Here is a 12,612-nt window from a genome sequence, read left to right as displayed (position 1 = left end):
GGCAGCGCCTTCTGGAATCATGCTCGTGGGAGGATGAGCGCCGCCTCGTCGCACAAGCAACGCGGAGACGGCGCATCAACCCGGTTCGAGGCAGGGCGTCAGATCTGCGGCAGCGCCAGCTTGCCGTCCTTGATCTCGATGACATAGACGTTGGGCGAGCTCTGGCCGCTTTCGCTACCCTCGACCCCCACCTTATCGAACTTGATGTTGCCGTTCACACCCTTCACGTCCACCGCCCACAGCGCATCGCGGATGGCCTTCGGGTCGGCGCTGCCGGCCTTGTCGATGGCCGCGGCGATAGTCGTCACGGCATCGAAGCCGCGGAAACCGTCGGAGAGGCCGGACTTGTCGAAGCCACTCTTGTTCCACATGTCGATGTACTGGCCAGCGACGTCAGGGTTGGCGGCGGCCTCCGGGAACCACGGCGCGAAGAACAGAATGTGGTAGCTGTTGTCGGCCGCACCGCCCAGTTGCTCGGCAAGCCGGTCTGGAAACTGCGAACCGCCGGTGGTGATGGTGCGGCGATCGATGCCTAGCGCCTTTGCCTGCTTGAACACGAGGCTAAGCTGTTCGAAGCCAGTGGTGACGAACAGTGTGTCGGCATCGGAGGCCTTGATCTTGGCGAGCTGCGCCGAGACGTCCTGCGCCGCCGGGTCCATGGTCTCGACCAGGCCGACAGAGACGCCCTGGGCCTTCAGCATCTTGCCGAACTCATCGGCGGCGCCGCGACCCCAGTCGTTGTTGACGACGAGGAAATCGGCCTTCTTGACCTCAAACTTCGGCACCAGCCGCCCGAACGCTTTGGCTTCCATTTCGGAGGTCGGCGCGATGCGGAACACCCATGGGTTTCCGGCTGACGTGACCTTGGACGAGGACGCAGTCTCGACCACCATGGGCACGCCGTATTCCTCAAGCTTGGGCATGACGGCGAGCGTGAAGGTCGAGCCCCAGGCCCCCATCATCGCCACCACCTCGTCGCGCGAGATCAGCTTCTCGGCGGCGGCGGCGGCTTCGCTCGGATTGCTCTTGTTGTCCTCGATGACCAACTCGATCTGCTTGCCACCGAGTACGCCGCCCTTTTCGTTGACCGCCTGAGCGGCGAGCTTCGCGCCATCGGTAATGAATGTACCGGACGCAGCAACCGAGCCGGTGAGCGGCTGGTTGATGCCGATCTTGATCGTGTCGGCAAACGCACCCATGCCCGACAACGCCAACATAGAGGCGGCAAGCGCCAATCTTTTCAGTGTAGCCATGCGGTTTCTCCTCCCTGCATTCGCTAAGTAATAAAACACTTACAAAAAATTGTGTCAATCGCCTGCTGCGTGTGGAGGCGGGATTTCCGGTGCAGCGAATGGCCCTCTGGAAGGTCGCGAAAACACCTCCGACAACCCCTACGGAATTGCGCCTGAAGGCGCTGCGCGTTTGAATTTTCTCATCAATTTGACGGAAACGTGCGAACAGGACCCACACAGCTCGAGGTATGGCACCGAGGATGCCACTCCACCGATTGAAAAAATTTCTTACTTATTCGTGATCGGCTCTGATATCCTGCTGCCGAACCGGTCGAGAAGGGAGAACCGCGTGGGAGGTCACAGCTACAGTTACTTGCAGCGCTGCGCGGCCAATTACCTGCCGCTGACGCCCGTCGCCTTTCTGGCCCGTTCGGCGGTCGCCTATCCCGACAAAGTGGCGGTGGTGGACGGCGACCGTCGCTTCACCTATCGGCAAATGCACGAGCGCTGCCGTCGCTTCGCGGCTGCGCTCGCCGCGCGTGGTGTCGGCGACGGCGACACGGTCGCCGTGCTGGCGCCCAATGTCGCCGCCATGCTGGAGGCGCACTACGGCGTGCCTATGGCTGGTGCAGTGCTCAACGCTCTCAATACGCGGCTCGATGCAGCGGCACTCGGCTTCTGCCTCAGCCATGGCGAGGCGAAACTTGTGCTGGTCGACGCCGAATACCTGCCGTTGATGAAGGCCGCGATGGCGAGCGCCGGCATCGGCGTGCCACTGGTGATCATTGCCAACGAGCATAGCACGGATGGCGCCCCCTCCGCCGGCGAAGAGGACTACGAGGATTTCCTGAACTCTGGCGAGCCGTCTATGGCGCCCGCAGGCATAAGCGACGAATGGGCGCCGATCAGCCTCGGCTACACCTCCGGTACAACCGGCGATCCGAAAGGCGTCGTTTGTCACCACCGGGGCGCTTATCTCAACGCGCTCGGCAACGCACTTGCCGCCCATCTCGACGACCGCTCGGTCTATCTGTGGACGCTGCCGATGTTCCATTGCAACGGCTGGAGCCACACTTGGGCGGTCACGGCCGCCGGCGGCACCCATGTTTGCCTGCGCAAGATCGACCCGGTAGCGATCTACAGGCTGATCGAGCGCGAAAAGGTGACGCATCTCAGCGCCGCGCCGGTGGTGCTCAACATGATCGCAAGCGCGGCCGAAAAAATCGAGGGCGGTTTCGGCCGGCCGGTGCGCATACTCACCGGCGGCTCGGTGCCGCCGACGCCGGTAATATCGTCGATGGAACGCATTGGCTTCGTTGTCATGCACATCTACGGCCTCACCGAGACGACGGGGCCGAGCCTGATCTGCGAATGGCACGAAGACTGGGACGCGTTGCCGCAAGAAGAGCGGGTAGCGCTGAAGACGCGCCAAGGCGTCAACCTCGTGACCATGCAGGAGGCGGTGGTAGCCGACCCGACAACCGGCCGCGAAGTCGCCTGGGACGGCCGCGAGATGGGCGAGATCCAGTTGCGCGGCAACACCGTGATGATGGGCTATCTGAAGAACCCCAACGCGACGGCGGCGGCGCTGGCCGGCGGCCGCCTCCACACAGGCGACCTCGCCGTGCGCCACCCAGACGGCTACATCGAGATCAGGGACCGCGCCAAGGACATCATCATCTCCGGTGGCGAAAACATTTCCTCGGTGGAGATCGAGGAAATCCTGTACCGCCATCCGGCAATCCACGAAGCGGCCGTCGTTGCCAGGCCGGACGAGAAGTGGGGCGAACACCCCTGCGCCTTCATCGACCTCAAAGACCGCGAGATTGCTATCGGCGCCGCCGAACTCACCGAATATTGCGGCAACAATCTGGCGCGCTTCAAAATCCCTAAAACCTTTGTGTTTGGCCCGCTTCCCAAGACATCCACCGGCAAGGTGCAGAAACATCTGCTGCGCGCCCGGGCGCGCGGTCTGAACGGCGCCGATGAATTATCCTAAGGCCGATCGAACACGGCGATTTCAATAACAAAAGGCCGCAAGGGGCATCGAAATGGATAAACGCAATCCATCTACACCTGCTGCCACCGAGCAAGACGGTGAGGCGAACGGGGCGGAGAATAAAAAGACGCCCCGCAAGCGCGCCGCCGCTGGGCGAAAGCACACCTATGTCCCGCGCGACCCAGCGGCCACGCGCCGCCGTATCCTCGACGCGGCGGTGAACGAATTCGCCGACAAGGGATTCAGCGGCGCGCGCGTCGAAAACATCGCCAAGACCGCGAACGCAAACATGCGCATGCTCTACCACTATTTTACCGACAAGGAGCAGCTCTACATCGCCACCATTGAGGAGGTGTACCGCGCCGTCCGCGCTGCCGAGCAGGACCTGCATTTCGACGAAGAGGACCCCCGTCTTGGCCTCGAACGGCTAGTCGACTTCACCTTCAAGCATTTCGCCGACAATCCCGACCTGATCAGCATCGTCATGAATGAGAACATCCTGCGCGCGCAGTTCCTGAAACAGTCGGAACTGGTGCCGACGATGACTTCGCGATTGTCGAGTTCGGTGAGCACCATGCTAAAGAAGGGCGTGGAATCCGGCGTATTCATCCGCAATCCCGACCCAACGCAACTCTGGTTGACGATCTTCGCCCTGTGCTGGGTGCACCTGGCCAACAAACACACAATGTCATGGACTTTGCAGGTCGACCTGACCGACGCCGACTGGCTGGAAGCACGGCGGCAGCATGTCGTCGACGTCGTGCTGAGCTATCTCTGTGGCCCCCGGCCGGGTGCTTCGGCCGCGGCCGAGATCGTATGAGCGACCTTGCTCGGTCATGGTAAGCTGACGCGCTAGGATCCGGACTCAATTGCACCAGTAAGTGAGTGTTGCAGCGATGCGAGGAAGTTCCTTGCCAGCTTGTCGTATCGCGTGGCGATGCGCCGCCAGTCCTTGAGCCTGCACCGGAGGCGCTCGACGAGGTTTCGGGCCTTGTATGCATCGCGAACGTAGGGGATCGGTGTTCGTCGGCTCATGGTTGAGGGAATGACCACGGTGGCGCCGTTGGCTGCAATGGCGGCCCGGATGGCGTTGGTGTCGTAGCCGCGGTCGGCGATGAGTCGATCGAAGCGGCCTGCATCCTGCTCGATCAGTGCGCCTGCCATGCTCATGTCGTTGATGTTGCCGACAGCATGAGCAGCCTTGGCCGACCCTGGGCGTCGTTCAGTCCGTGCAGCTTGCTGGTGCGGCCGCCACGCGAAACACCTATGGCCTGCGCGAAGGCCCCCCTTTTGCGCCGCCAGCAGAGCGGTGCGCCTTGATATGGGTGGCATCCATCGCCACCGTTCCCCAGATGCCGTTGTTACCGGTCAGCGCCTCGAACATGCCCAGCCAGATACCCTGTCGGCTCCAGCGGTTGAAGCGATTGTAGATGGTCGTGTAGGGCCCATACTCCGGAGGACAGTCGCGCCAGCAGGCACCGCTCCTGAGCATGTGCACGATGCCGGAGATCACCCGGCGGTCATCAACCCGGTGCGCGCCCGTGCGTCCTTGCGGCAGCAACGGCTCGATCCGAGCCCATTCCGCATCGCTCAAACCAGGTCAATTGCCGCTGCTTCATCAAGGCCTCCATCTCCAAGGCTTGAAATCACATTTCGGCAAATGCAGGAAGCAAGCTCGGATTGGACCCTCCCTTCAACCACACCTTCGCTCTGAGGTATTTCGGCGCCCTGGAACCTGAGCGTCATCAATTCTCATCGCGCTTGCCTGCTGTTGCCGATTCTATTCCCCTTCAGCCAAGGCTGAAGCGGGGCGCGACCCAGTCCTTGACCAGCGGTCGCAGCGCAGCCCGATCGATAAGGCCGGCCGTTGCCTGCAGCGCATCTGCGACAACTTGCTCCTGATCGATCCGGGTGGACTTCCCGTCCTTGACGACCATGTCGCCATTTACCACAACATCACGAACAGGCGGCAATCCGGCCATCACCACCGAGCTCGCGAGACGCGTGACGGGCTGATGCGCGAGGCCTCCCATATCCAGCGCGACGATGTCGGCCAGGCAACCTGTGCGCAATTGCCCGACGTTGCGGCGCAAGAGGCGACCACCGCGACGGGTCGCGAGTTCCAGCATCAGCTCGGCAGTGGTCGCAAGCGGATCGAACTCGCGGATTCTCTGGAGCAACAGGCCGGCCTTCATGGCCTCGAAGATGCTCAGGCCACCCACGGCCACACCATCGCTCCCAAGCGCGACATTGACACCGGCCTTGAGCAAGGGCTCGAGCCGGATGATGCCGGAGGCAAGATACTGGTTGCAGACCGGATTGTGGACGACGTTCGCGCGTGCCTCACCCAGGATCTCGACTTCGGCATCGTCGTACCAGATGCCATGCGCGAAGGAAGCCCGCTCCGACAGCACGCCTTCGCGCGCCATCCAGATTGCCGGTCGCATGCCGTGAATCGCCTCGAATATCTCGACTTCGAATTTCGACTCGCTGCAATGGGCCTGCCAGCCGATGCCGTGATCCCGGGCAAATTCGGAACAGGCGACGATCAGGTCCGGGTCGAGATAGACGATGTTTTCCGGCATTGGCCAGATCTCCACCAACCCACCTGCCGGATGCGTGGCCAGGCATTCGCGCATGATGGCGATCTCCTCTTTCGAGGAGTGGCGAAAGAGACGTGGATCACAGTTCATGCGCCGCCCGCCTTCGACCATCGGCCCAAAGATGCCGCGCGCGACAACGCCGCGGACGCCGATCGCGGTCATCTCCCGGGCAAGGGTCACCACCGTTTCGGCATCGACTGGGGCGTAGTGATTGTCGACGATCGAGGTGGTGCCGTTGAGCAGGGAATTCAGTGCCGCCAGCCGGACGATGGCCAGCGCATCCTGGGGCTGTACGTTCGCGGCAAGCGGCAGCATGAATTTCTCGAGCCAGGGCAGCAGCGAGAGTCCGTCCCCAAGCGTCCGCCCGAGACTCTGGAACAGATGCGTGTGGCCGTCGACCAGGCCTGGCATGGCGACGCGCCCCGACCAGTCGATCCGCCGCGCCTTGGCACCGTAAATTTTTGCCATGTCTCCCGCGGGGCCGACCTCCAGGATCCTGTCGGCGAATACGGCAATCGCGCCATTGCGGATCAGGGGTTGAGCAGGATCAAGGGTCAGCAAGTCGGCCCCTTCGTAGAGGGAGATGTCGTCGTTCGTGCTGGATACAGCGTCGGTCATGGCAAGCCTTCGAGGTTCGATCCTGCGCCCGACCGGGCGCAGGAGGAGGATGTCAGATTGAATGCACAGCCGGCGCTCGGCTGGCGGCGGGCCGGGTGCCGTTAAACACGATGTTGAGGACAACCGCCGACACTGCGGTCAGGATCACTCCGCTGCCAAGCAGAGGCTCGAGCGAAGACGGGAGCTGGTGGAATATTTTGGCCGACATGTTGGGCATCATGCCGAGGCCCATGCTGATGGCCACGATGAACGCGTTGTAGCGGTTCCCCTGCCAATCGACGCGCGAAAGGATGCGGATGCCAGAACAGGCAACCAGACCGAACATCACCAGTGCCGCACCTCCAAGGACGAAGCTCGGAACCGAAGCGACGACGCTGGCAACCTTGGGAAAGAAGCCCAGGACGATCAGGATCACGCCGCCAGCGACACAAATGAAGCGGCTGCGCGCACCGGTGATGCCGACAAGACCGATATTCTGAGCATAGGAGGTATAGGGAAAGGCATTGAAGATGCCGCCGATCACCGCCCCCAGCGCGTCGGCACGAAGACCGCGACGGAACTGGTCCCGGGTCAGGTCGCGCTCGAGGATCTCACCCAGCGAGAAGAAGAGACCGATCGATTCGACCATCGCGATCAGGACGACCAGCGTCATGGTGAGGATCGGAATGACATGGAAGGTCGGCAGGCCGAAATGGAACGGCTGGACAAAGCCGATCAGCGGCGCCTCGCTCACGCCCGAGAAGTCCACCAGCCCCAAGAGATAGGCGACGGCATAACCCAGCACAATTCCGACCAGCACCGATATGTTGGCGAGGAAGCCTCTTGCAAAGCGGGCTATCAGCAGGATCGAAAGCACCACGAAGGCGCCAATGAGAAGATAGAGCGGCCGCCCGAATTCGGAGCTTCCGAAGCCTCCGCCAATCCATGTGGTGGCGACGCCCAGCAGCCCTACCCCCAAGCTGACCAAGGTGGTGCCGGTCACGACCGGCGGGAACAGGACAAGCGCCCGGGCGATCAGCGGCGTCGCGAGATAGCAGATCACCCCTGCCGCGATGATCGCCCCATAGAGCCCTGTCATGCCAACGTCAGGGGTCAGACCTATCGCAATCATCGGAGCGAAACCGGCGTAGGAGACACCCATCATGACTGGCAGGCGGATACCTATCTTATTGCCGATGCCAAGCGACTGGATGATCGAGATGATGCCGCAACACAGAAGATCGGCATTTATCAGCGTTGCAATGTCCTGCTTGCTCAGGCCAAGCGCGCCGCCGACGATGAGCGGGACGGTGATGGCCCCTGCATACATGACCAGAACGTGCTGAAGGCCAAGCGCGGCGAGCCGCGGCGGGGCAGGCATCTCATCGACAGGATCAACTGCCGGCGCGGCTTTCGATTGTGTGGCGTTGGCCTCTTGACTAGCATTCTGCATGGGGCTCCTCCCTAGGACCTAGCTGCTATACGATTGTCTTTATTCCCCGAAGCATCGGAGCCGCCTGTTCAGGCGCCTCCGATGAACTGCGCGACCTCCTTCGCCAGGGCTCGGGGTTGATCGAGCGGCACGAGATGGCCGCTCGCCGCGATCTCCGACAGATCCCATTCCTTGCCCATGGCGGCCATGCGCAGGCAGACCTCGCGTCGCACGAAGCTTTCTGAACCCCGAATGATCCTCACTTTCTGACCAAGACTGCCAAGCTCCTCCCAGAGATTGTCGTTACGGAAAGGCCAGCGGGTGAGGAAGAAGGGATCATGCCGCCGCAGCCATTGGCCTTCCTGGCTTTCAACCAGCGAGGCGCGGGTAAAGCTGGCCAGATCGGTCTCGGATGCGTGACGGTTCGGGTGCCGCTCCCAGGCAAGGGCCTCCTCCAGGGAGGCGAAACGGTAGGGCCGCGGCAGTACATCGGTTTCGGCCGCGTCAAACGAGGGTTCGACGTCGACGATGATCAGCCGGCGCGCAATGTCCGGGCTCGTGGCCAGAAGCCTGATGGCGACCAGAGCGCCCCATGACGATCCCATGATCACCGGCGGCTCGGGGCCCAGGTCGACCTGATCCAGAATCCTGCGCACATCTGCAACATGGTCGGCGGTTCCATAGGCCCCGTCCGCCGACCAGCCGCTTCGGCCGTGACCGCGAAAATCAGGCGCGACGATCCGTGCCAGACCCGCCAATTCACGTGCCACCCCGGACCACAGAAAGCCGCCACCGGTGACGCCGTGCAGAGCGAGGATGACGGGGCCGGAACCACCGTAGTCGGCCACATGCAGCGGAACTCCGGCGCCGTCGACAAAAATGGACGTCGGACCGCCATCAGACATTGGCCAACTCGTTCGTCAGTTCCAGCAGCCAACGGCGGTATTCCACACTGACGATGTCGGCGTGACGGACCGGCATTTCCTGCCGCGCCAGTTCACCGGCCAAATCCATCTGGATCGGGGTCTGAGACTCGATGATTGGCTTGTCCTCCGCCAGGACTTCGTCTTCGAAATCCATGAAGAAGGCATCGTGCTCTGCTTCAGTGCCGAAGTCGCGTGCCTGCCACCAGAAGCTGCGGGTCGTTGTGGCGTCGACCGGCGAAGCCGCCATGAACAGGACATAGCGCTTGCCGTTCGGGAATATCCGCTTGAGATGGACGGTATGCGGCATGGTGACGTGATAGACATTGGTGGGCTCGATCCAGTCGTCCGTCAGGCCGAGAAGCTCCTTCTTCTTGCCGACGCCCGGCTCCTTTACGCCACTGCGGTCGAAGCGCATGACGTTATCCTCGCGCCAAACCTTCACAGCCTCGACGCGCGGATTTTCGCGGCTACCGATCGTGCCGTCGTGGACAAAGGCGAAGTGCGCGAAATCGACGAAATTCTCCAGACGGCGCGGCGTCGAGGTGCTCCAGTCGTAGGAATTGCCCCGAAGCACGCGATATTCGCCATCGTCCAGTTCCGAGAATTCGGGCGGTGCATATTTCGGCTCGTCTGCGAGGCAGACCCAGATCATTCCGGCCGACTCCGTCGCATGGTACTTGCGCACCTTGCGGTTCATCACCGATGCCATCTCCTCGCGCGCAGGGATGCGCACGCAGTCGCCCTGCTGGTCGAACTGCCAGCCGTGATATGGACATTCCAGCTTGCAATCGACCACTTGTCCCAATGACAGTGCCGCCCCCTTGTGCGGGCAGCGATCCTGCATGGCGACAAGGTCCGAGCCAAGGCGCGCAACCACGATCTTCTCGCCCATCAGTTGGACACCATGCGGCTTGTCTACGATCTCGTGCGAATAGCAGACCGGATGCCAGAAATGGCGGAGTGCCCGATAGGTGGGGTTTTCGTGCGGTGCGGGCGACCTGGGTTCGTTGTTGAGCATGGCTGTCTCCTAATTGAAGTGGGCGCCACCGTTGACCAGAAGGCTCTGGCCGGTGACGAAACCAGCGAGATCGCTGAAGAGGAATGCGGCAGCTCCAACCATGTCCTCGGGAAGCTGCGTGCGCCTGATGCAGCGCCCGGCGATGATGCGTTCGTCGGCGATGGTGCCCTGCCGCGCGATGATGTCGTCATCAGGGATCAAGTCGGGGCAGAGCGTATTGACGATGATGCCATCGCCCCCGACCTCGCGCGCCAACGCACGTGACAGGCCGACGATGGCCGCCTTGGAGGAGACGTAGTGCAGGAAATTAGGGACGCCCTTGTATGGCGTGTTCGACGAGACGTTGACGATGCTGCCCTGGCCCTGCAGCTTCATCTGGGCGTGAACCGCCTTGATGCATTGCCATGACCCCTTGACGTTGACCTCATAGCAGAGGTTCCATTCATCAGCGGGTATGTCGAGGAATGAGCCAAAACTCGCCGACTTGAAGAAACCGGCATTGTTGAGCAGCCCGTCGATCCGGCCGAACTTCGAGACCGCCGCAGCAGCCATAGCGTCGCAATCCTGCTGCCTCACGACATCAGCCGTGACGACCAGCACCCGGTCGGCGGAGCCCCAGGCTGCAGCTTCCCGGCTGATATCCACCAGGTCGGCAGCGACGACATTTGCTCCCATAGCGAGGAAGCCCCGACAGTAGGCCTGACCAATGTTGCCGCCGGCTCCAGTGACGATGATGGTCTTGTTCTTCAAGAGGCTCATGTTGATTTCCTTTAGAGATCGAGAGTGAGCGAGGGGGTCTTGGCCCGGGACACGCAAATCATCATGGTTGCGTTCGAGGCACGTTCGTCGGGACTGAGGACGAGATCGCGATGGTCGGCTTCTCCGGCCAGGATGGCGGTCTCGCAGGTGCCGCAAACGCCTTCGCGACACGAACAAAGCGGCGCCATGCCCCGTGCCTCGAGCGCCTCAAGTACCGAGCATCCTGCCGGTATCGTGAGCGTCATACCGGAGCGGGCACAGACCAGTTCGAACTCGTGGCCCTTTGCCCGCACGGCATCGTTGGCGAAATACTCGACATGGACGCGGGCTGGCGGCAATTTCGCGGTGGCTGCCTCGAAAGCCGCCATGAGCGGCTTCGGTCCGCAGCAATAGAATTGGGCGTCGTCCTGCGCGGCATCGACAACCGCCGCAATGTCTAGCGGTGCGATACCCGGCATGCCGTCATGGACGTGGACGAGGCTTGCCCCGACGCGCGCGGCAAGGATGCGCAACTCCGCCATGAAGGGCGTGCGCTCGGGGGTTCGGGCGCAGTGATAAAGCGTCCAGGCACGGCCAAGCTCGCTCAAGCGGCGGACCATCGCAAGGATGGGTGTAATTCCTATCCCGCCAGCGATGAAGATCGACTGATGCGCGGATTCGTCGAGAGGGAAATTGTTGCGTGGCGGGCTGATCTCGATGCGGTCACCGGCCTTCAAATCCTGATGAACGCAACGCGAGCCGCCGCGGCTATGCGGATCGAGATTAACCGCAACATCGAGCGTTTCGCCGGCGGCAGGATTGATCAGGGAATACTGTCGGACAAGACCGTTCGGCAAGTGCAGGTCGATGTGCGCCCCTGGCGTGACCTCGAGCGCCTGGCTGGCCGCCTCAGGCTTCAGGCTGAGCTGCACGATCCCCGTTGCAACAGGGCGAATGGCCTCGATGACAGCCTGCATAGCTGGGGTTCTCCTAGCTTCCTTTGCGGACCAGCCGAAAGGGTTGTGAATGCAAGCTAAATTGGATTAATCCTTATGGAGAAATAAGATTTTTTTATAAGCTAGGGCAGGTGATGAAGATCACGAACAGACAGATTCAAGCCTTTGTCACCATCGCCTGGCAGCAGAGTTTCTCACAGGCGGCGAACGTGCTCGGCGTGACGCAACCCTCGCTCAGCATGTTGATCCGCGACCTCGAACTAACGCTGTCGGTCTCTCTCTTCGACCGCAATACGCGAGGTGTCCGGCTGTCGCAGGCCGGGCTGGAACTGTTGCCGATTGCGGAGCGCATCATGTCGGATCTCCAGCGTTTGGAGGAAACCTCCGGCGATTTGTCGAGCCTGGCACTCGGCGAATGCCGGGTGGCCTGTTCCTCGGTGCTGGCCTCCGGGCACCTGCCAACCGCAATCCGGAAGTTCGATGCCGACTTTCCTGGCATACGCGTCGTCATCCGCGATACGGCGGAGCAGAATCTGGTCGAATTGGTGCGCAACGACGCGGTCGACTTCGCCATTGCGACGAAGGTGGAGGCCGATCCGAGAATCTATCAGGAAATGGTTCAAACCGATCAGATGACGGCATATGTCGCACCGGATCATCCATTCGCCGCCGCTGAATCCGTCAGTTGGCGGCAATTGGGAAACGCGCCGCTGGCGCTGCTGGATCGCAACAGCCCGCTTCGCCACATCGTCGACAGGACGGCGGGTCAACTGGGAATACCGCTCAACACCCGCTATGAAGTCACATTCGGAACGACCGCGCTTGCCTTGGCGGAACAAGGACTTGCCATCGCCATCCTGCCCGCGAATGCGATGCGGAACGCACAGTCCTTTCGTTGCGTCCCCCGGATCATGGTCAAGCCCCAGACGCACCGGAGCATCATGCTGGTGCGGCTGGCAAACCGGAAACCGAGCGCAGCGGCGGAGAAGTTCTGGGACTACTGCCAACGTGAACTGTGTTAATGACTGGTCAGATCGACAAACCGCGGCTTGGTCTGTTCAAGGAAGCTAGGCTGCCATCAGCCCCTGTCAGCTGCCAACATCGGCCAGCA

10 protein-coding genes and 1 pseudogene are annotated in these 12,612 nt (G+C 61.8%); 3 read left to right on the top strand and 8 right to left on the bottom strand.

Going from position 1 to position 12,612, the window contains the following annotated elements; genetic code table 11:
• Nucleotides 1-98: 98 nt before the first annotated feature.
• Complete coding sequence (locus tag GGR00_RS08755; protein WP_184699230.1) at nucleotides 99-1,253, bottom strand: ABC transporter substrate-binding protein; 1,155 nt, start codon at nucleotides 1,251-1,253, stop codon at nucleotides 99-101.
• Nucleotides 1,254-1,581: 328 nt separating this feature from the next.
• Here GGR00_RS08755 and GGR00_RS08750 point away from each other — a divergent pair, with 328 nt between their 5' ends.
• Together GGR00_RS08750 and GGR00_RS08745 are read left to right on the top strand one after the other, a co-directional pair.
• Nucleotides 1,582-3,231 carry an AMP-binding protein gene (locus tag GGR00_RS08750; protein WP_184699443.1) on the top strand — a complete coding sequence of 550 codons (1,650 nt, stop codon included), beginning with the start codon at nucleotides 1,582-1,584 and terminating at the stop codon, nucleotides 3,229-3,231.
• Nucleotides 3,232-3,283: 52 nt separating this feature from the next.
• Nucleotides 3,284-4,051: a TetR/AcrR family transcriptional regulator gene (locus tag GGR00_RS08745; RefSeq protein WP_082496494.1), complete on the top strand. Its 768-nt coding sequence runs from the start codon at nucleotides 3,284-3,286 to the stop codon at nucleotides 4,049-4,051.
• 32 nt (nucleotides 4,052-4,083) lie between these two features.
• Here the strand turns inward: GGR00_RS08745 and GGR00_RS08740 are convergent.
• The 7 genes and pseudogenes from GGR00_RS08740 to GGR00_RS08710 all read right to left on the bottom strand — a co-directional run bounded on the left by GGR00_RS08740 (nucleotide 4,084) and on the right by GGR00_RS08710 (nucleotide 11,522).
• A pseudogene (locus tag GGR00_RS08740) lies at nucleotides 4,084-4,825 on the bottom strand (IS5 family transposase).
• A gap of 196 nt (nucleotides 4,826-5,021) precedes the next feature.
• On the bottom strand, nucleotides 5,022-6,452 hold the full coding sequence (locus tag GGR00_RS08735; protein ID WP_055973655.1) for an amidohydrolase family protein: 1,431 nt from the start codon (nucleotides 6,450-6,452) through the stop codon (nucleotides 5,022-5,024).
• A gap of 52 nt (nucleotides 6,453-6,504) precedes the next feature.
• Nucleotides 6,505-7,884, bottom strand: coding sequence for a nucleobase:cation symporter-2 family protein (locus GGR00_RS08730; protein ID WP_055973652.1), 1,380 nt, complete (start codon nucleotides 7,882-7,884; stop codon nucleotides 6,505-6,507).
• Nucleotides 7,885-7,952: 68 nt separating this feature from the next.
• Nucleotides 7,953-8,768, bottom strand: a complete 816-nt coding sequence (locus GGR00_RS08725; RefSeq protein ID WP_055973649.1) for an alpha/beta fold hydrolase — start codon at nucleotides 8,766-8,768, stop codon at nucleotides 7,953-7,955.
• Nucleotides 8,761-9,807: an aromatic ring-hydroxylating dioxygenase subunit alpha gene (locus GGR00_RS08720; RefSeq protein WP_055973646.1), complete on the bottom strand. Its 1,047-nt coding sequence runs from the start codon at nucleotides 9,805-9,807 to the stop codon at nucleotides 8,761-8,763. The genes GGR00_RS08725 and GGR00_RS08720 overlap by 8 nt, the downstream gene beginning before the upstream one ends.
• A gap of 9 nt (nucleotides 9,808-9,816) precedes the next feature.
• Complete coding sequence (locus tag GGR00_RS08715; protein ID WP_055973643.1) at nucleotides 9,817-10,566, bottom strand: SDR family NAD(P)-dependent oxidoreductase; 750 nt, start codon at nucleotides 10,564-10,566, stop codon at nucleotides 9,817-9,819.
• 11 nt (nucleotides 10,567-10,577) lie between these two features.
• Nucleotides 10,578-11,522 carry a PDR/VanB family oxidoreductase gene (locus GGR00_RS08710; protein WP_055973640.1) on the bottom strand — a complete coding sequence of 315 codons (945 nt, stop codon included), beginning with the start codon at nucleotides 11,520-11,522 and terminating at the stop codon, nucleotides 10,578-10,580.
• Between the two features lie 113 nt (nucleotides 11,523-11,635).
• Between GGR00_RS08710 and GGR00_RS08705 the strand changes: the two genes are divergently transcribed.
• Nucleotides 11,636-12,523 carry a LysR family transcriptional regulator gene (locus GGR00_RS08705; protein ID WP_055973636.1) on the top strand — a complete coding sequence of 296 codons (888 nt, stop codon included), beginning with the start codon at nucleotides 11,636-11,638 and terminating at the stop codon, nucleotides 12,521-12,523.
• Nucleotides 12,524-12,612: the final 89 nt, after the last annotated feature.

Origin of the sequence: Aminobacter aganoensis (assembly GCF_014206975.1) — a bacterium.
Taxonomy (GTDB): domain Bacteria; phylum Pseudomonadota; class Alphaproteobacteria; order Rhizobiales; family Rhizobiaceae; genus Aminobacter; species Aminobacter aganoensis.
The sequence above is the reverse complement of the archived record's forward strand: the minus strand, read 5'-3'. Positions and strand labels throughout refer to the sequence as shown.